Source organism: Peribacillus sp. NPDC097225, from assembly GCF_044761955.1.
Taxonomy (GTDB): Bacteria; Bacillota; Bacilli; order Bacillales; family DSM-1321; genus Peribacillus.
The window spans coordinates 395,580-415,243 of record NZ_JBIWDJ010000001.1; the positions used below are offsets into that span (position 1 = coordinate 395,580).

21 protein-coding genes are annotated in these 19,664 nt (G+C 40.8%); 3 read left to right on the forward strand and 18 right to left on the reverse strand.

Going from position 1 to position 19,664, the window contains the following annotated elements:
• Positions 1–48: 48 nt before the first annotated feature.
• The 4 genes from ACIQXH_RS01970 to ACIQXH_RS01985 all read right to left on the reverse strand — a co-directional run bounded on the left by ACIQXH_RS01970 (position 49) and on the right by ACIQXH_RS01985 (position 3,947).
• On the reverse strand, positions 49–1,212 hold the full coding sequence (locus ACIQXH_RS01970) for a YqgU-like beta propeller domain-containing protein (RefSeq protein ID WP_403121937.1): 1,164 nt from the start codon (positions 1,210–1,212) through the stop codon (positions 49–51).
• Between the two features lie 169 nt (positions 1,213–1,381).
• Entirely contained in the window at positions 1,382–2,548 is a 1,167-nt protein-coding gene (locus ACIQXH_RS01975) for a M14 family metallopeptidase (RefSeq protein WP_403121939.1), read from the reverse strand.
• 210 nt (positions 2,549–2,758) lie between these two features.
• Entirely contained in the window at positions 2,759–3,730 is a 972-nt protein-coding gene (locus ACIQXH_RS01980; protein ID WP_402987334.1) for an ROK family glucokinase, read from the reverse strand.
• 4 nt (positions 3,731–3,734) lie between these two features.
• Positions 3,735–3,947 carry a YqgQ family protein gene (locus ACIQXH_RS01985; protein WP_402869501.1) on the reverse strand — a complete coding sequence of 71 codons (213 nt, stop codon included), beginning with the start codon at positions 3,945–3,947 and terminating at the stop codon, positions 3,735–3,737.
• 197 nt (positions 3,948–4,144) lie between these two features.
• Here ACIQXH_RS01985 and ACIQXH_RS01990 point away from each other — a divergent pair, with 197 nt between their 5' ends.
• Positions 4,145–5,002, forward strand: coding sequence for a hypothetical protein (locus ACIQXH_RS01990; RefSeq protein WP_403121941.1), 858 nt, complete (start codon positions 4,145–4,147; stop codon positions 5,000–5,002).
• Between the two features lie 5 nt (positions 5,003–5,007).
• Here the strand turns inward: ACIQXH_RS01990 and ACIQXH_RS01995 are convergent, their stop codons facing one another.
• The 5 genes from ACIQXH_RS01995 to ACIQXH_RS02015 all read right to left on the reverse strand — a co-directional run bounded on the left by ACIQXH_RS01995 (position 5,008) and on the right by ACIQXH_RS02015 (position 8,534).
• A complete protein-coding gene (locus ACIQXH_RS01995; protein WP_402869505.1) occupies positions 5,008–6,549 on the reverse strand; it encodes a rhomboid family intramembrane serine protease in 1,542 nt (513 codons plus the stop codon).
• 124 nt (positions 6,550–6,673) lie between these two features.
• Positions 6,674–6,862: a hypothetical protein gene (locus ACIQXH_RS02000; RefSeq protein ID WP_402869507.1), complete on the reverse strand. Its 189-nt coding sequence runs from the start codon at positions 6,860–6,862 to the stop codon at positions 6,674–6,676.
• 78 nt (positions 6,863–6,940) lie between these two features.
• Positions 6,941–7,513: a 5-formyltetrahydrofolate cyclo-ligase gene (locus tag ACIQXH_RS02005; protein ID WP_402869509.1), complete on the reverse strand. Its 573-nt coding sequence runs from the start codon at positions 7,511–7,513 to the stop codon at positions 6,941–6,943.
• Between the two features lie 147 nt (positions 7,514–7,660).
• Positions 7,661–7,810, reverse strand: coding sequence for a 50S ribosomal protein L33 (rpmG, locus tag ACIQXH_RS02010; RefSeq protein ID WP_028391797.1), 150 nt, complete (start codon positions 7,808–7,810; stop codon positions 7,661–7,663).
• Positions 7,811–7,925: 115 nt separating this feature from the next.
• The gene (locus ACIQXH_RS02015; RefSeq protein ID WP_402869511.1) at positions 7,926–8,534 is read right to left on the reverse strand and encodes a hypothetical protein; all 609 of its coding nucleotides are present in this window, start codon (positions 8,532–8,534) and stop codon (positions 7,926–7,928) included.
• A gap of 431 nt (positions 8,535–8,965) precedes the next feature.
• On the opposite strand from ACIQXH_RS02015, the gene ACIQXH_RS02020 reads away from it, so the two are divergent.
• Both ACIQXH_RS02020 and ACIQXH_RS02025 read left to right on the forward strand, forming a co-directional pair.
• Positions 8,966–9,361: a hypothetical protein gene (locus tag ACIQXH_RS02020; RefSeq protein ID WP_402869513.1), complete on the forward strand. Its 396-nt coding sequence runs from the start codon at positions 8,966–8,968 to the stop codon at positions 9,359–9,361.
• The gene (locus ACIQXH_RS02025) at positions 9,354–9,815 is read left to right on the forward strand and encodes a hypothetical protein (protein ID WP_402869515.1); all 462 of its coding nucleotides are present in this window, start codon (positions 9,354–9,356) and stop codon (positions 9,813–9,815) included. The genes ACIQXH_RS02020 and ACIQXH_RS02025 overlap by 8 nt, the downstream gene beginning before the upstream one ends.
• A 65-nt stretch (positions 9,816–9,880) precedes the next feature.
• Here ACIQXH_RS02025 and phoU read toward each other — a convergent pair whose 3' ends face one another.
• The 9 genes from phoU to ACIQXH_RS02070 form a co-directional block, all read right to left on the reverse strand.
• Positions 9,881–10,534, reverse strand: a complete 654-nt coding sequence (phoU, locus tag ACIQXH_RS02030) for a phosphate signaling complex protein PhoU (protein ID WP_402869517.1) — start codon at positions 10,532–10,534, stop codon at positions 9,881–9,883.
• Positions 10,535–10,553: 19 nt separating this feature from the next.
• Positions 10,554–11,369, reverse strand: coding sequence for a phosphate ABC transporter ATP-binding protein PstB (gene pstB, locus ACIQXH_RS02035; protein WP_402956959.1), 816 nt, complete (start codon positions 11,367–11,369; stop codon positions 10,554–10,556).
• A 23-nt stretch (positions 11,370–11,392) separates the two neighbouring features.
• Entirely contained in the window at positions 11,393–12,271 is an 879-nt protein-coding gene (pstA, locus tag ACIQXH_RS02040; RefSeq protein WP_403121943.1) for a phosphate ABC transporter permease PstA, read from the reverse strand.
• Between the two features lies 1 nt (position 12,272).
• Positions 12,273–13,172, reverse strand: a complete 900-nt coding sequence (pstC, locus tag ACIQXH_RS02045) for a phosphate ABC transporter permease subunit PstC (protein WP_402869889.1) — start codon at positions 13,170–13,172, stop codon at positions 12,273–12,275.
• 139 nt (positions 13,173–13,311) lie between these two features.
• Complete coding sequence (locus tag ACIQXH_RS02050; protein ID WP_402956519.1) at positions 13,312–14,283, reverse strand: PstS family phosphate ABC transporter substrate-binding protein; 972 nt, start codon at positions 14,281–14,283, stop codon at positions 13,312–13,314.
• Between the two features lie 216 nt (positions 14,284–14,499).
• Positions 14,500–16,668, reverse strand: a complete 2,169-nt coding sequence (locus ACIQXH_RS02055; protein WP_402869523.1) for a peptidoglycan D,D-transpeptidase FtsI family protein — start codon at positions 16,666–16,668, stop codon at positions 14,500–14,502.
• A gap of 196 nt (positions 16,669–16,864) precedes the next feature.
• Positions 16,865–18,085, reverse strand: coding sequence for an MFS transporter (locus tag ACIQXH_RS02060; protein WP_402869525.1), 1,221 nt, complete (start codon positions 18,083–18,085; stop codon positions 16,865–16,867).
• 216 nt (positions 18,086–18,301) lie between these two features.
• A complete protein-coding gene (gene sodA / locus ACIQXH_RS02065; protein ID WP_402869526.1) occupies positions 18,302–18,910 on the reverse strand; it encodes a superoxide dismutase SodA in 609 nt (202 codons plus the stop codon).
• 139 nt (positions 18,911–19,049) lie between these two features.
• Positions 19,050–19,535, reverse strand: a complete 486-nt coding sequence (locus ACIQXH_RS02070) for a DUF456 domain-containing protein (protein ID WP_402869528.1) — start codon at positions 19,533–19,535, stop codon at positions 19,050–19,052.
• Positions 19,536–19,664 lie beyond the last annotated feature (129 nt).

The following is a 19,664-nucleotide window of genomic DNA, read 5'->3' on the forward strand; positions in this document are numbered from 1 at the left end:
AGAAAAAGCTCGCCATGTGGCGAGCTTTTGATTTAGTCATTATATTTCTTAGAATAATTTTTTTATTTGATGGGTTTTTATATCAATGATTTTTTCAAATTGATTCCCATATAAGCATAGACTGCCATCAAGCGAACAGCTCAATGGTTCATTTTCCATGTCCTTCATCAATTCTTCTTGTGTACCCGTTTCCCAATTCAATTTAGTTAAAGTAAACTTACTTTCATATTGGTCAGCGTCTTTTGATTCTACAGGAACGAACGTTAAAAGTTCCTTATTCTTTTCAATCATGTCGTAGGCTGGTATAACCCAATCTGAAAAGCTTTTCAATAGTGGTACGGAAAAAGAATGGATCGGTTTGTTTGTCTCATCATAAAATGCGTATGTACCTCGATCTTGTTTTTCTGTCTCCACTTGAATAGTCATAAGCGCGTGTTTCACTTTTTTAAAATGAATGACATCCAGCATTAAGTTTTCCACTGTCCCATCATTCAACGCTTTTCTTTCTAAAGGAGCCGTCAAAGCGGGTTCTTCCCTATCCCAATCAAGAAACATCAACCCATTTCCACTATCCCATTGAGCGAAAGGCTGTGGAAAATCAAGGGAATGAACCGTTTGCTCTTCTGGGTTTATCACATAACTGCTGTATGTCCAATCTTCATAAAAACTGGTTAGAAACAACATATCCTCTTGGAACGAATTCCACTCAAAAGATAATTCGTAGGCAGGTAACACGAGAGAATATTGTGGGTTACCCGTTCGGTCCAAGATCGTAATCGCCGTTTTACCTGCTGATGTGAAGGAAGAAATCAACACATGTGCCCCTGTTGGACTGATTGACACTTCACTAAAATCCGAAGAAGGCTGATAAAAAACAGCTGAAGTATTCGTTTTCAAATTCCATTCCATCAGCTGTGGTGAATCCATACCATCTTTCTTTTCGGAAAACAAAATGGTGTTGGAATCGAGCCAACCATAAATAGCTTCGATTTTTCCCTTTTCTGAAGCCGGGATTTCTAATGTGCTCAATGAAGATTCCTGATTGTGTTGGGATTTTTCTTTTTCCGTATCAGCTACGGGTTTACTAAGGTCATTGGAAGGCTCACAAGCCGAGAGAAGAAGGGTAGTGGAGATACACAACAAAACGATACTTACCATCTTACAGATAGGCAGCAATTGAGTGAGGGCTGCATTAAACACTTTAATCTCCACACACCTTCCTTTGAAACTAAACGCCTGGCATATGTGTGAGCAAGACATTAGAAAGAGTAAGAGATTACAAATGAACCTCTTATGTTCTTCATTATAAAGTAAAAAAGAAGAAATGTGGCGATTAATCACCTTATATTTATTTGGAAGTATATTCCGACAAAAATCATGGTCACATATATAATGCCGCCATTAAAATATGCACAGATTCTTCATATATAGAAGGAAACTGGGATAAAGGAAGCGGGTTGATCCCCTTGCCCAACTCTATTGTATAGGCCTCTTTCCTGAATTCTTGAATGAACCAATCTTTATAGCCTGCATGACTGTCAACATATTGAACGGCACGGTACCCGCTTCTCGCTTCAAACTCTTTAGCGATTTCCTCACTTTGCTTAGGCTCCCATCCTTCATACCCCCAGTAAAACTCTTTACCTTGCGTATGGAGTGCCAAGACTCTGCAAAAGTTCCGCTTCTCTGCCAATTCTTTCATGGCAATTGCTTCCGGCTCCGACAAACACACCTCACCGGGAAAATCCCTCGGTGCAGGTTCCTGTGGTACTTTTCTTTGTTTTTCTATCTCCCACTTGGCAGGGTATTGATTGTTCAAATCAACCCCGCGTATATTCGCCTTCCAGGCATAAAAAGCAGGGTTGCCATTATTCATTTCGAGCACATCTACGCACCCCTCCGCCGCTTCCTCCCCCTTAAGTACAAGGTCTACGCCATCAGGGTTGACCATAGGAACGACCGAAATGGTCACTTCCTGAAAAAAAGGCAAACACGCTATGCCGCATATGCGATCATCGTTGCTTAGGGCGAGAAGCAAATCATTAAGCCATTTCATTAAAATGGCCGAGGTGATCCATTCATTTGCATGAAATGAACCATTAAAATGGATGACTTTTTCACCTTGGCCGATTCTTACTTCCAACAGCTCTTTGCCTAACACACTCTTTCCAATCGACTCCACCTTGATAAATGGGTAATGTACGGTTAAAGCCTCCAAATCATCCAGAAGTGACTGATAATCATAGAACTTGACCGGATTAAGCAGAGGGCCCATGATTCGAACGGGTACTGAAAAAGGTCCTTGGTTTGACTGATTAACCAGGATCAATGCATCCAGCGGCAAATGATAGTGTTTGGAGATTGTCACCAGATCAACAAAATCGTTCCTTGACTCCTTCTGAAGAATAAACCCCGGTATGTTCACATAAAGTCCTTCCTGCAGAATGCCTTGGATATCTCTGTTAGCCTCCTCCACCAACACCTGTGGGATTTGAAACAGTTTACTGTAATAGTCCAAACTGTCACCATTCCTACTTATGATTATCATCCACTATCGTCCCCTTTCATTCCTTAATATTTATGAAATGAAAAAGGGAAACATGTAAGAACCTCCCCTTTTAAAGGACCCTTTCTTTTCCATGGACATTGACCGAGCCAAACAATACCTACATTCAGTTCCCGTCACTTCTTTTGCAATATTCCATCTATTCATCATCCACCCATGCCTATATAATCGGTTGAATCATTACAAGTAAGATCATGATGGATTTAACCGATTTTTAATAAGCCAGGCAGCCCCTATGACCCCGGCATCATTTCCAAGGGTTGCTAGATGGATTTTTGTCGATTTGCGAACTCGTTTAAAAGAATAAAGTTCAAATGCCTTACGGACTGGTTCCAGGAGTATATCTCCAGCATTAGAAACCCCTCCGCCGATAACGATTTTTTCAGGATTCATGACATTGCCAACATGAGATAATGCCAGTCCTAAATAATTGCCCACACGGTCCACCACAGATTTAGACAAAGAATCTCCTGCTAGTGCGCATTGAAAAAGCAATTTGGAGGATAGCGGATTTCCCTCTTGTATTCTTTCTTGTAGCAGAGAGGGTTCGTCCGCCATTCCCAATGCTTCTGATGCAAGTCGGACAATTCCAGTTGCCGAAGCAACCGTTTCCAAGCAGCCAACCTTGCCACAGTTACAGGGAGCCCCTCCTTCTGTAACGACGGTCATATGACCAATTTCCCCAGCTGCTCCGCTTATACCATGTACGATTTTGCCATTATGGATGACCCCTCCGCCTACCCCTGTTCCAAGCGTTACACACACAAGGTCTTTAGCTCCTTCTCCAGCGCCTTTCCACATCTCGCCCAATGCCGCCATATTAGCATCATTGTCGATCACGGCCGGAAGAGATGTCTCCACTTCCAATAAATCCTTCAATGGGTAGTCTTTCCAACCGAGATTGACCGCTTCATAAATGGATCCGTTGGTAAAGTTGACGGGGCCCGGGGCACCCATTCCGATACCTAGCATTTTACTTTTCGGTTCATTGAGTTCCTCAAGCTTTGCATCAATCGCCTTTGCAATATTCATGGTGATGTTCTTTCCATTTTCGGAAATGTCAGTCGCAATTTCCCACTTATGAATAATCTCTCCGTAAACATTGATTAAGGCAAGCTTGGTTGTGGTTCCGCCCAAGTCAACCCCTAACAGCACCTTTTCCATCGTATCACCTTTTTTTATCATTTTTTTCTCTTTCAATAGCCAATTGCTGCCTAATCAAGAGTATCGCCATCTGGTAATCCTTCGTGTCCATCATTTGCATTTGATGGATTTCCCTGATTTCAGATTCCATCATTTCCAACTCAGCCACACGATCACCGAAATAAATGAATGTCCCAAACTTTTTCAAGTATTGTTGTAAATCATAGTATGTTTTCATATTAAACCTCTTTACTATTTTCTCCATACAGCATAATCAATTTGCCATGTGAATCCTCTAATGTTATTTTTCAGTACTTCTTGTCCAGCACCATTCATATGATGAAACAGTGGGTATTTCCATCTAGCATTCCGTTTATTCATTTTTCTTTTTAAATGAACTTGTTTATAGCATACAGCCAAAAACGGAGGCGACAAATGAAACTACAATTGAAGTATACCGTTTTTTTAATGGTAGCTGCCATCTTTATTATCCTATATTTTTCGGACACACACCAGGTAGAGGAAACGATCATTTATTTCCCAATTGACTCTTCCCTCCAATTTGAACATGCTTCTACTCATTTGGTAGCGAAAGAAACAGGAAAGGACGCCTATTCCCTTACATGGAAAGTTCACTCCTCATTGGATCAGACAGCCTATTTGCGTCAGGACGTTTCACTCCTTTACAAGAATGGGAAACTAGAAGGCACGTTAAAAGACTGGAAACAAAATCGACAAGAGCTCTCACAGTCAGACAAATTCAAGGAAAAAGAAAGTGGGCGTTATGATGCGATAACCTTTCATTATGCCGAATTACACCCTTCTGATACCATTTTCACAAGCGCACAACAATTAAGTAAAGACAAACTATATGCCATATCTACACCTGATTTTCAATCTTTCCATAATCCCCTTTCCGAGGAACAGAAGGAGTGGAAACATGGCCTGGACAGTGTAACCAAGAATATTACCCAAAATAGTTTACAAAAAGCCGAAGAACACTTTGATATTGACCCAAATCAATATAAAGTGATCTCTCTAACCGATTTACCGGCCAGAAAAAACCAGTGGCTTTCAAGCTTTCCTTCATTCCAGCGGGAAGAAATTGTCGGTAAACTTTGGGAAGGCCTTTATAAAAATTATGTAATAAGCATAAAAAAAGAGGACGGTACCACCTTGAGTCCACAAGGCAGCACCATCCCCCTATTGTTAGTAGCCAAAGATAAAAGGGAAGTCCTCGTCTTATTTTCCGGTAAAGACGGCACCCCATATTTGCTAAGGCAAAAATTATAGACTTCCTATTCCAATTCTTCTAGCAATTCCTTATATGATTTTTCCTTTGGAGCAAGCTCAACGGCCTTTTGAGCCTGCTCTTTAGCTTCATCCATCAGGTTGAGCTTGGCATACGCCAAAGCGAGATTGTAATGTGCTTCATGTAACTTAGGGTTTTGTTCAATCGCTTTTTCAAAGTAGTGGCGAGCGTCTTCGAATTCCTCATTATCAAAGGATAGGTTCCCAAGGATGAAATGAGATATCGGTGCATCAGAATTATCCTCCACATAGTCCGCCAACATTTCCTCCGCTTTCGCTTCCTCACCATCTTCAATGTAATCCTGTGCCAACATGGCCATTGTTTCATCATCATTTTTCTGATGAGTATAGCCAAATTGCAGCAAAAAGTAAGTCAGTACGGCAGTTCCAACTAAAAAAGCCATCTGACGTAACACCTTTTGCGTCTTCGGTAGGTGGACCACCCCGGCCGCTAGGAAACCACCGATCAAACCACCGATATGTCCTGCATTATCGATTCCCGATACGGTAAAACCATATACCAGGTTAATGACGATGAGAAGAATGACGGTAGAACCCATCGTACGCATAAATAACTTTGGATACACCATTCCAAAATACAACAGGGCCCCAAAACAACCAAAAATAGCTCCGCTGGCTCCTGCTGAAAGGTTTGGAGTCATAATGAAGCTACCTAGAGTTCCTGCAAAACCTGCAAAGATATAGATGAATAGAAACCTAGCATTCCCATATATCCTTTCAACTTCCGCCCCTATCAAGTACAACGAAAATGTATTCATGAGTAAGTGGATAAAACCAATGTGGACAACCATCGGAGTAAAGAACCTCCACCACTCCCCTTGAAGGATGTAAGGCGAGTATTTAGCTCCAAACTCGATTAAAGTCCTGGAATCGGTGCTCCCTCCACTAAACCCCATCAAGATGAATACAGCAACCTGTATCGCTATCAATATATAGGTAAAGAATGGTTTAGCCTGCTGGAATACTTTTTGTTCAGCCTTAGCCTTTTTGACGGAAGCTGAGATGGCTACCTTCTTTAACTCGAGCACTTGCCCTTCATCAATTTCTTCATCCTCCGGTACAGAAATCGAAAGTGGTGTTTTCAGGGTAGCCTCCAAATTTTGTTTGGAAGTCTGAAAAGACTCGCTTGCAAATATAAAGGTGTTCACTTTCGTTTTTTGAAGCATAGCTGGTTGTGCGCTAAATTCAAAATCATCAACAGGAGCAAATTTACTCACATAGATACTTAAAATGCTCATTGGTTTTTTATATAACTTTTTCCTGACTTGTTCGCCGTTTTTCAAGGTCCGGTCTATATCCCTTTTAAGCCAATTTGCCCAATCAAGATCATGACGAATCAATCTTATCACGGGGAAATCCGTGTTTTTTTCGCTTTCTAGCCATATTTCCTCATGATTTTCCGTGACAGTGATCATGCGGTAATCATATTGAACTGACAATAGCCGGACAATCTCCCAAAATAAATACTCCTCTTTATACCCCAAAACATTCCCCACTTTCCAAATCATTTCCTGATGAAATCCTTATATTATCTAATTCAAACTATAGACGAAATGATCAAAAAAGTAAAAAAAAGAAGTGTACCTCCAATAAAAAAAGGAACCCTCTCATTAGGTTCCTTCTACTCACTCATCATTTGGTTTGTGAAAACATACTTTGCATCATTTTATCCCTCAATATCGGCATGTTTAAGGACTTGGTCACTAGATATTTTCTTATCATGCCATTCGATAGGGCTATATTCATCAAACGATACCGATTTTTGAAACCTGCATAAATCACTAAACCAATCAAAAATATTTGTACAATTACTCGTAACATAAAAATCCCTCCTACCATTAGTGTGATACAGGAAAGGATTTTTATGAGTGAAAAATAATAATGGAACCTCTTCTTGCTCTAATGAGCATATGTACGTAAAACTTTCGTGGGAGTAATCAGTTTACCAACGGCGATATCATGCACCTCTATTGGCAAGTCATCCAGTATTTGAACATCGTAGGCAAGCGCTAACGTCTTTCCACTGTAATGAGAAAGGAAACGATCATAATAACCTCCGCCAAATCCTAGACGATATCCTTCATTTGAAAATGCCAAACCCGGGACAACCAAAAGATCCAATTCACGGACGGATGCTTTTTTCGTATCCTCCATTGGTTCAAGAAGACCATAATAAACGGACTCTAACTGATTGAAAGAAGTGATTTTCTTAAAATCCATTGCCTTCTCTTCTGGGTAGCACTTCGGTACGGCAATCGACTTGCCTTCTCTCCATGCTTGTTCAATGATCCTGACCGTTGAAATTTCAGGGTAGATGGAAATGGTAATGCCGATGGTTTTGGCCTGTTTCCACTCGTCAAGTGAAAATAGATTTTCGGCAATCTTATTTGATAGCTCCTCATGCTCTTCATTGCTCATTTCCATTAAATGAGTTCGAATGCGTTGCCTGATTATCTTTTTATTCTCTCTCATCATTTTATACTCCTTTAAGTCTACTACTATCAGTATCTCATAAAATGAACTCATTTACGAAAGCCGAAATAGAAAGTTGTCGAATTTTAGGATTAATGGCTAAAAGGGAAAAAAGCAAAAAAAAAAACAACAGGAAAATCCTGTTGCTTACTTTGTTTCGCGGTGAGTTGTGCTGCGTTTTTCTCTTGAGCAGTATTTTTTAAGCTCAAGACGGTCTGGATTGTTACGTTTATTTTTTTTAGAAATATAGTTACGGTCTCCACATTCAGTGCAAGCTAATGTAATATTTACGCGCATGTGTATTTCCCTCCAAACATATTGACTTTTTCACATAGGACTTTTCTATAATAGCATTATTTATTGTGAAATGCTAGTATGTTTTTCGGGAAAAATTAATTTAACTTTTTTTTTCCTAGTTCTCGCCGTTTTTCATGGTTTGAAGAAGATTGTGATTCAAGAGTTTTGCTTCTTCTTTTGTTTCAGCATGTATGGCCCATGCCACTACTTCCACACATTCCTTTGGCAGGATTTCCGTTTCCAGGGTGAACATACTGGTGACCTCCCCTTTGGCAAGTGGTGAGTAAGCAAGGATCCCTTCTTTCAACGATTTAAAACATCCTTCTTGATAGAGACTCCCTTTCCCCTGAATACAGTATTGTGAAATACCTTTCCCCTTTACAACTCCTCCTAATAGGGCAATCGACTGCGTCGCAACATGTAGGATTGCCCGCTCACCCGGACTGTAAAAAGCGACCGCTTGCTTTTCGAAAGCGTTTTCATAATGAAAGAACATCTTTGGATATTTAGGCTCAAAGGACGTATTTCTTATCGTGAACTTTGAAAATGTTATTTTTCCTTGGGTAAACGTTTGTAAAAGCGACCTTATTTCCCCGCCGGGATGACTCATCATATCCTCTTCAGGATACCAATCAAAACTCTCGTCCATCCATAGCCCCGCCTTTAACCCCTTTCGAAATACTTCCCGGTTATCCTGTGGCATATATGCGGATAATGAACTCATAAAAATCATCCCTTTCTCTTTTCGAATTTATATCACTCTTAACGATAGGCGCTGACAGTGACACTCAATCTCTCATAATCCTACACACTAATTTTAAGAAAGGCTTTACCTTGTTTAAGAAATAAAACTATTTGATTTTTCAGTTTATTTTATTACATTTATGTTAGCATTGAATTCGCCAATGAACAATAAACACATTTTGTCGAAATTTATTTACTTTAGAAATAAAGGGATTTACATCAAAATTATTATCCATATTTATTTTTTTTTATAAAAACGAGTGCATTTTCGACAAATAGCGAATGAAAATCCGTCAGATTAGGAAAAGAAATGCTATTTTAAAAATATAATAAAAGGAAAATCACCAAATTTTTAATAAATATGTGTAAAATAGATGTAAATGTCGAAAATTTTCTCCCTGAGGTGAAAACATGCAAATCTTAATTATTCTATTATTCTCATTGGCAATCATCCTTCTTATTATTTCTTTTTTCAAACAAGACAAGGTTGCTAAATTAGAAGAAAATCTAGAACAAATGACTATAACCTATATGCAGGATATCTACCAATTGAAGAAAAAGGTGAAGATTCTTGAAGAGGAATTTGTGATCCAGGACGGGCCAGACCACTCTGAGGCAAACCGTCTCAAAGCAACCACTCCTTCAAATGACAGGGAGTCCATTCATAAAATCTTAAAGAGCCAGGTTCTTTCTTTATACAACCAAGGACTTTCACTGGACCAGATCGCCAAACAATCCTCTTTGACGAAAGAACAAACCCTTTCAGTCATTGAAGAATATGGATTGCGGGGAAAAGAAGATGAATAAAGTGACTCTTCAGGCCTTTTCAGCAGGCCTCATTGTTTCCACAACAATCTTTGCTGGTTTTTATTATATGACGGAGCCCAACGAAGAAACTGGACCGACTGTGGAAGAAGCTAAGAAATTGCTGAATGAAAAAGGCTATCTCGTATCCTTGCAGAAAGACGAAAGGCTAAATTCCGAAAAAGAAGAAAAAAGGATCGACAAGGAGGAGAAGAAACAAGAGAAAGAGGTTCCCAAAAAAAATAATCCTGTTGTTTCCTATACCTTAGAAGTGAAAGCCAATATGACTACACTAGAAATAGCAACGAAACTGGAAAAGGAAAAAATCATCGATGACGCTGCACGTTTTGAGTCTTACGTTGAAGATCAGGGCTTCTCCAAGAACATTCAGATTGGCGAATTTGTCGTCACGGATAACATGACCTATCGACAATTGGCCAAGACACTGACACAATAATGATAAAAGAGAGACTTTGAATGGCTGCCGGCCAGGCAAAGTCTCTCTTTTAAAACTGCCTATATTCAATCCCTGCGGCTGATATAACGCCCCCTCACAAGGAAGTATATATTTTCGGCAATATTCGTTGTATGATCAGCCGTTCGTTCTAGATAGCGGGCAATGAAGGAAAGTTGAGTCACCTGTTGTAGGTTTTTTTCATCCGACAATCTTAGGAGACTTCGGATCATATCCCCATAGAAACGATCGACCTCATCGTCCATTTCAATGATTTCTCGCGCTAAAGTAATATCTTCCCTCTCAAAGGCATCAATGGAAAGTTCAATCATCTTCAGTGTGATATCATACATCTCTTTCAATGAAGTTATCGGAAGAATGAAAGGCTGATCACCGATTCGTATGGCCGATTTGGCTATATTAACGCCAAAGTCTGCCATTCTCTCCATATCGGATGCAATTTTGATGGCAGCAATAATCCTCCGTAAATCGATGGCAACCGGTTGTTGTTTAGCAATTAGGAGAATGGCGAAGTCGTTAATTTCCTCTTCCAATAAATCTGCTTTCGTATCATCCTCGATGACTCCAAGCGCTTCTTCAAAATCCCTGTTCTCGAGTGCCATAAATGATTTAGTGATTGCGCCTGATGCCAATTCAGCCAACTCAACGATTTTCCCTTGTAATTCTTTTAACTGAAGTTCGAAATTTTCGCGTACAATCATGCATCTGCCCCCTTTTCTCTCATCCAAACCTACCTGTAATATAATCTTCGGTCCTCTTATCATGCGGGTTCGAGAAGATGGTATCGGTGTCGTCATACTCGATGACTTCTCCATTTAGAAAGAAAGCCGTTTTATCAGAGATTCGGGCCGCTTGCTGCATATTATGGGTAACGATTATAATACTAAAATCTTTTTTTAGCTCTTGGATCAATTCTTCAATTTTTAATGTGGAAATCGGATCGAGCGCTGATGTCGGTTCATCCATTAAAATGACATCAGGTTCAATGGCGAGACACCGAGCGATACAAAGTCGCTGTTGTTGCCCACCTGAGAGTCCATATGCATTTTCTTGAAGACGGTCTTTTACTTCATCCCAGATGGCAGCACCTCTTAAACTTTTTTCCACTATTTCGTCCAAAATCTTTTTATTCTTGATGCCATGAAGTTTCGGTCCATATATCACATTCTCATAGATTGATTTAGGGAAAGGGTTCGGTTTTTGAAAAACCATACCCACCTGCGTTCTCAAATCCTCCACTTTATAAGATTGATCCAGGATATTACGGTTCCGGTATTTAATCTGTCCTGTCGTCCTTACGCCTGGAACAAGTTCGATCATCCGGTTCAACGTTTTGATAAAGGTGGATTTCCCACATCCTGACGGACCGATGATTGCGGTCACCTCATTCTCATGCATATCAAGATCAATATTTTTCAATGCATGGTTTTCCCCATACCATAGATTGAGCCCTGCCGTTTTATATACGGGAGCCCTTGAAGAAACAGGCTTTTTTTCATTTTTAATTAGTGGAACCTCTTGTTTCGCTAAGGTCATGTTCATATTATCTTCTCCCCCCATCAGTATCTTTTCTGAAATTTATTTCGGATTACCACAGCAATTGAATTCATGAAAATGAGCAGAATGAGCAACACGATGATTCCTGCTGCAGCCACCTGTTGAAATTCTTCCTGAGGACGCGATGTCCAGTTATAGATTTGCATAGGGAGCACCGTAAACGTATCCATGACTGATTGCGGTAAAAAGGCAATGAATAATGGAATGCCGACCACCACCAATGGAGCGGTTTCTCCGATTGCCCGGGATAAAGCAAGGATCCCACCTGTTAAAATCCCTGGTATCGCTGCTGGCAGGACCACTTTCCAGATGGTCTGCCATTTGGTGGCACCCATTCCATAAGAAGCATCTCTTAATTCACGAGGTACAGCCCTAATGGCTTCCTGTGCCGCTACAATGATGACTGGCAGGACGAGTAGGCTCATCGTTAGTCCTGCTGCCAAAATGGAGCGATCCAAGGCCAAAGCCCTGACGAAAACCGTCAAACCAAGCAATCCGAATACAATGGAGGGAACTCCCGCCAGGTTAGATATATTAACTTTGATGAATGTGGTGATCCAATTCTTTTTCGCATATTCCTCCAAATAGATGGCCGTCCCAACCCCCAACATAAGAGCAACCGGTGCAACGACGGCCATCAGCCATAATGAACCAATGAGAGCAGCCTTTACCCCAGCTTCTTCAGGTTTTCGGGAAGCGAAGTTCTGGAGGAAATCCCCATTCAAGTGACCAATCCCTTGAGTAAATATCCGATAGAATAAGATGGCTAAGATCAGGAGCCCAAATAAGGTTGCCAAGAAGAATAACCCTTTACAGATTGAGTTAATCGCCAGTCGGACAGGCATTTTCTTTGCTACAAGACCTTTATTTATCAGTTTCATGTCAATATTCCTCCCTGTACCTGCGGGAGATGAACTGCGCCAGCAGATTCATGATTAGCGTAAAAGCGAACAGTGTCATTCCGACCGCATAGATGCTATAGTATATCGTTGTTCCATACCCAGCATCCCCACTACTGACCTGCACGATATAGGCTGTCATCGTTTGAATCGATGAGGTGACGTCCATGCTCACGCTAGGAGTCGAACCACCTGCCACACTCACGATCATCGTCTCTCCTATTGCTCTCGAGATAGCCAGGACGATGGAAGCCACAATGCCGGATACAGCAGCTGGCAGGACCACCTTTATCGTCGTTTCAAGCTTTGTGGCACCTAGAGCATATGCACCCTCACGGATCGACTTCGGTACCGAGATAAGTGCATCTTCCGATAAAGAGGCTATCATCGGCATGATCATGATTCCTACGACGATCCCAGGGCTTAGCGCATTGAACATTTCCAGGAAGGGGAAGAGATCACGCAAAACCGGTGTAACGAAGGTCAAGGCAAAGAATCCGTAAACGATAGTGGGAATCCCCGCTAACACTTCTAGAATCGGCTTTATCACTCTCCGCGTTTTCTCCGATGCATATTCACTCAAGAAAATGGCAGTGGCAAGTCCTACGGGGACCGCAACTAGCGAGGCTATTACCGCTATCTTCAGTGTACCTACAACAAGTGGCATAATTCCATAAGAAGGAGTGGCGGCAAAAGGTAACCACTTACCATTTGTAAAAAATTCAACGATCGATACCTTCTCAAAAAATATAAACGTCTCAAAAATAAGGGTAAAGACAATTCCAATGGTCGTGAAGACCGATATGGCCGCTGTTAGGAACAGCATGACCGGAATCAGCTTTTCCAGATTGAACCTTTTTTTATTTTTTCTCTCCAGGATCATTCGCTGTACAGAATAGGCTTCTGCTTGTTTCAGTTCCAAAATGCATCCTCCATTTCAAACACGCAATATTTGAATGACCATCCGTTCCCCGCTCTGAATTCAGATGAGGAGACGGAAAGGAGTGACATGATTAAACCGTCTATTCCTTTAGTTCTTTCAATTTATCAAGATCCTTTTTATACTCCTCTTCCGGAAGGCTGATGTACCCTACTTCTTCAGATAGTTCTCCCGCATTTTCAATCATGAATTCCGTATAATCCGCTACTTGTTCCTTCTCTGCTACTGATTTGTTCGCTACATAGGTAAATAAGGGACGAGACAAAGGAGCATAGTCCCCACTTTTAATCGTTTCATGGGTTGGCTCAACGGCCCCATTTCCATTATCGATGGAGATGACCTTTAATTTATCCTTATTCTCTGCATAGTACGCGAATCCAAAGAACCCTATGGCATTCTTATCCCCCTCTACTCCTTGAACCAAGACATTATCATCTTCGGAAAGTGTCGCGTTCTCCACCATCGGTTTTTCCTCGAGTATGACTTCATTGAAATAATCGTATGTGCCTGAGTCTGTACCCGGGGAATAAAACTTAATCTCTTCCTTTGGCCATTCCGGACGTATATCAGACCATTTCTTCACGGTTCCATTATCAACCCATAGTTCTTTTAGTTCCTCGACTGTCATGTGTTCAATAAAATCATTATCTTTGTTGACCACTATCGAGATGCCATCAAACGCTAATTTCAATTCTGTATATTCAATACCTTTTTCATCGATCAATTTACTTTCTTCCTCTTTGACAGGTCGGGACGCATTCGTTAAATCCGTTTCACCGGCAATGAATTTTTTAAATCCCCCGCCCGTTCCTGAAGATCCTACAGAAACTTTCACATCCGGTTGTTCAGCCATATATTCTTCCGCAACTGCCTCTACTATGGGAAATACAGTAGAAGAACCATCCATGATGACTTCCCCTGCCAATGAAGATGAGCTAGAGCCTTCCCCTTTTGCACCGCTTGTTTTAGTCGAATCATCCGCACCACAACCAGCCGCAATGGCTATCACTCCACCCATTACTACAGTCATCGCCATCCCCTTGAAATATCTCATGCGTAAGTCCCCCTAATATTTTTTTATGATTAATTTGTCCTACATACAAATCATACGATTACTCTGTAAACCTCGTATAAAGGAATTGTAAATATTCAGTAAATGATTGTTCACCTAGTGTAAAGATGCTAAGAGAAAAGTGGTTGCACCCTGAACATCCCCATTTGAACATAAAAAACACGCTTTGGGTTGATCCCAAAAGCGTGTATCTTTTCTTTATTCGTCTTGACTATCTCTTATTTCAGCTTGCTCTTTTTGAATCTCTTTACCGTTCTCAACTTTCAAATCGGTTGATGCATTCGTATCTTTTTTCTCGGTCCGCTCTTTTTTCAGCTTGAAATAAGTATCCATGATTTCCGCACCAATTTCTTTACTCATGGAATGACCTGAATGTCCCTGATATGCCCAAGGAACGACAACAGCAAATGCAACTTCCGGGTTTTCGGCTGGAGCATAACCCACAAGCGTGATATTCATCGTGGCTTGAGGCTCGCTATAATCCAATCTACTCGGACCATCATAGAATGCTTCCGCCGTACCTGTTTTGGCCGCTACTGTATAAGACTTATTTCCAAAGTAAGAATAAGCGGTTCCGCCTACTTCCATCGTTACCTTTTCAAAGCCCTTTTGTACACGGGTAATCCATTCATCCTTCATATCAAGACGATTCAGGACAGTTGGTGAAACTTCTTCGGAAATGGGACCCAATTCATCATTTTCATCAACCGGATCACGTATTTCCTTAACAATGTGGGGTTCCATACGGTTCCCGCCATTGGCAATCGTGGACACATACTGCGCAAGTTGCATAGGAGTGTATGTATCATACTGACCGATAGCAAAATCCAGTAATTTACCCGGAGTTGTTTCGGAACCCTTGAAACCATTCATTTCCATCGGGAGATCGATTCCCGTACGAACCCCTAAACCAAACTGGGCAAACGAATTTCGCATCGTTGAAAATGCACTGGATTTAATGTTTAAAGGCTCATTCGGCACATAATGTGCACCTGCAATATTAATGGCGGTCCTGAACATATAAACGTTGGAAGAGACTTTTAAAGCCGTTAAATCGTTTATGTTCCCGAAATTGCTATAAGATCCTTTTTCCTTTGTACCTTTGATCTTCAACTTTGTATCATAGAAGAATGTTCCGGGCTGAATGGCTCCTTGTTGATAACCAGTCAAAACAGTCGCACCCTTCACAGCAGAACCCATCGTATAAGAAGTCGTGATGTTTCCTAATGCGAAATCATTAATGGACCTTTTTCCCGTCTTTTCATCCTTGTCATATTTTTTACCTGCCATCGTTAAAACTTCTCCCGTTTTCGGATCCATCATCACGACAAACGCTCTATCCAAGAATTTTGTGTTCCCCATCTTTTTCTTGCTGATTAAATGCTTTTCAATGATTTCCTCTGTTGCCAACTGTAAATCCATATCAACCGTCAACACCAGGTCTTTCCCACGCTGTCCTTCAGTAATGACTTCTGAATCCACAACGTTTCCTGATTTATCGGTTACATTCTTCACTTTTGCCTTTTGGCCTTGGAGGACATCTTCATATTGCAACTCAATATAACTTTTACCCACACGGTCATTCCGGCTGTAATCACGTGCTAAATAATAATCAAGGCTTTCGCTAGGCAATCCTTCTTCTGAAGAAGAAACCTTTCCTAGCACAGACTTAAGCGTTTTATTATAGGTATAGAACCTGTCCCAATCGGTTGAAATATCCACACCTGGAAGCGAATCGAGATTTTCACTCACCCTTGCAAACTCTTCCTTGGTTACTTTCTTGTTTTTCACGATTTGTGGAGTCAGTGCATAACCACTGGCGAACTCCCTATAAATCGCCAGGACTTCCATTTCCTTTTTGGAAAGCTTCATTTCTTCTTCTGTAATACGTTCGAGCTGTAGCTTGTACAAATCAGCTTCTTCAAGCTCTCCCTCTTCTACCTTTTTTCTTTCTTTATCCGTAATCTTTTTCTCCGCAAGCTCTGGATTACGCAGGATCCAAAAATCCTTTTTATCACGATCCGTGACCTTATCGGCTTCTTTATCAATCAACTTAGCTAGCTTCTCGGCCGTTTCAACCATTTCTATTTGTTTCGTACCTTGCTTTCTTGTATATGTAATTGCATCCAGCGGCTGATTGTCGACCATCAATTTCAAATTCCGGTCATACATTTTGCCACGAGGCACCGAATTATTCACGGTTACTTCTTCTGTTCTTTCAATCTCGCGTCGGTAATCATCGCCGTATACGATCTGTACGACACCCAAACGCAAAATCAGACCAGAAAACAAAACAAATACTAAAAAGAAAAGAACATTCAATCTGAAAGGTACATGCGTCTTTTTCTTTTTCTTTGTATTTACCACACCAAGCCACACTTCCTTTATCCATAGTCATGATAGTCCTATACTATTCTATAGAACAATTTTGTTTTTTTCTACCTTCATGTTCTAGAAATATTAGACACATAAAGAAAATCTAGCCCAAAAGCACGCTCAAGCCGTTCATTCGCGTTTTTTTACCACCATCTTACAATAAAAAAAGGCCCTCCAAGGCCTTTTTTCATTCTCGATCATAGATATCGATTTTCCTCACAAACCAATAAATGATCAAATGTCCCGCACCAACGATTAACAAATAGAAGGGCAAGCTCTCTTTTAAATCAAAGCTCATGACCATCCAGATAAAACCTACTACAGAAACAATCCTTCCAAGATGAACGAACAGTTCACGGACAACCACGTATTCAATTCGCATTTTAGCTGCATCCTTAGCCCTTCCTATGATGTCATAGGTCAAAGAAATATATGGAACAAGCAACAGCGGATATGCTCCTGCAACGATGGCCCCATAAACGAGAAGCTTACCGAATGTCACATCGAAAGCGATGAGCCAGACTCCCATATAAAGAAAGATGCCTCCGATAAGGATTGCTTTCTTCCGCATGGGTTGTTTTATGTACCGCGAAACAAAAAAATAAGCAATGAAGGACACCGCTGAATTCAATAGTCCATAGCTCCCTATAGCCAGTTCACTTCCCGTTTGTACAAAGATGGTGATGGATATGATGAACATGAACGTTCCTTCCCGAAGCCCCTGAAAAAAATGGGCACGGGTGATCATACGCCAGTTCTTATCATTTTTTCTTTCTTTCCATACTCTCATAAAAAAGTATTTTCCGTGAGCAGGGCGTCTATTCAAGGAAAAGCTCAGAAAAACGGCAATGGTAAACAGTAATAATGATAAACCAAAAATGATTGTATACCCCGTGAACTTTTCGAGCCTTGATATAATAAACCCTGAAAGGATAGGACCAATCATGCCCCCAAAGGAATGTAGAGCCCCTAAAACACCGTTGAAGAAGTCTCTCGTATCCGGTTCAGTAATTTCAAAAGTCAAAACATTAAACGCCAGCCAATAAAACCCATAGCCAATCCCTAGCAAGGCCCCCAATAGAAAAAGAAAATCCGTGGCCCTCGTTCCTACCAAAAGGACTGTCAAATAAAACAAAGCCATGAAACTTACGCCTAACCTTAAAACGATAATTCGGTCGACCTTTTTGGCTAACCGTCCGGCAAATACAAAAGTAATTGGTTGGAAAAGAACCACACTTAAATTGTAAACGGCAATATCAATAATTTGACCGGATTGTTTCCACAGATACACATTAACAAATGTATTGGATAAAGCGACACTCAGGCTATATAATCCGCCAATCAGCAAGAGAAGCTGCAAATCCTTCTTCGCTCCCGCCTCTCCCTTCCATTTCACTAAAATACCCATTGTTTTAACTCCCCTTCAAATTCCACTCTAGTGTTTGAAAAAACAATGGCATTTATGTGAGAAAGGAAAAGAAAACTGATGAATCGGCTTTCCCAAGCGGGCCAATCTCTTTAGATTATCCAAGAGGAATAAGTAAGTTGTAAACGATTAGTTCCCATAAAACAAATAAGGCGGAAATCCCCGAAAGGATTTCCGCCTTATTATTAGTGCGTATAATTATTTAGCTGCGCTGTAACGTTTTGCAACTTCATCCCAGTTAACAACATTCCAGAAAGAATTGATGTATTCAGGACGACGGTTTTGGTAGTTCAGGTAATAAGCATGTTCCCAAACATCTAATCCAAGAAGTGGAGTCTTTCCTTCAGATAATGGGTTGTCTTGGTTTGGTGTGCTAGTAACTTCTAATTCACCGTTGTTAACGGCAAGCCATGCCCAACCAGAACCGAAACGAGTAGTTGCCGCTTTAGCGAACTCCTCTTTAAAGCTGTCAAAGCTTCCAAATTTAGAAGTGATAGCGTCTGCCAATTCACCAGTTGGTTGTCCGCCACCGTTTGGTGAAAGGATTTCCCAGAATAATGAGTGGTTAGCATGTCCGCCACCGTTATTGCGTACAGCTGTACGTACAGCTTCTGGTACTGCGTCTAGGTTAGCAACGATTTCTTCAACGCTTTTGCTTTGAAGCTCTTCGTTTCCTTCTAGCGCCTTGTTTAAGTTTGTCACATACGTATTGTGATGTTTAGTGTGGTGAATGTTCATTGTTTCTTTGTCAATGTGTGGTTCTAACGCATCGTATGCGTAAGGTAATTGTGGAAGTTCGAAAGCCATAATAAAATTCCTCCCTATGTAAGCTGTTTTTTGGGGCTCTAGTCATCTTCAGATTCCTAAAGCTCGTTAGCATTAGATTACCAAATTTTCTTATCCGTTTCAAATCTTATGCCTATATTTATTTTCATTTTATAGTTCCTTAGGCGAAGATCACGAATAAAAAGTACCCAATCATCAAAAGTTGGATGATTCCTTTAGTGAAAATGCTGCTTATGAAGCCTACCACGGAACCAAGGCCGATTTTTGATGCCGTAACCACATCTTTTTTATGGAAAAGGATCTCGGCTAGGAATGCTCCAATGAAGGGCCCAATCAATATTCCCACAAATGGAATCACAAAAGGACCGACAATGAGCCCGATTGTACTGCCCCAAACACCCGCCTTAGTCCCTCCGTATTTTTTGATGCCGACCATATTCGCAATATAGTCCGCAGAAAATAAAAGAACGACAAACAAAACTTGGACCGTCCAGAAAAACCAACCAAAAGGCTCAAAGGAATAAAAAAGTCCATATAACAAAATCCCTGCGAATATGAATAATACGCTTGGGATGATGGGGAAAATCAAACCGACAAAACCGATGATGAACATCAGGATAATGATGATCCAAAATAGCGTATCCACAAATAAAACATCCCTTCTATTTTATACACCTTACCTCTTCATATTTGCCCGTTTATATGCGGTTGAAACCATTGAATGCTGATACAGGTTGTTTTATTCCATAACTCTAGTTAAAATTGAGGGGAATAT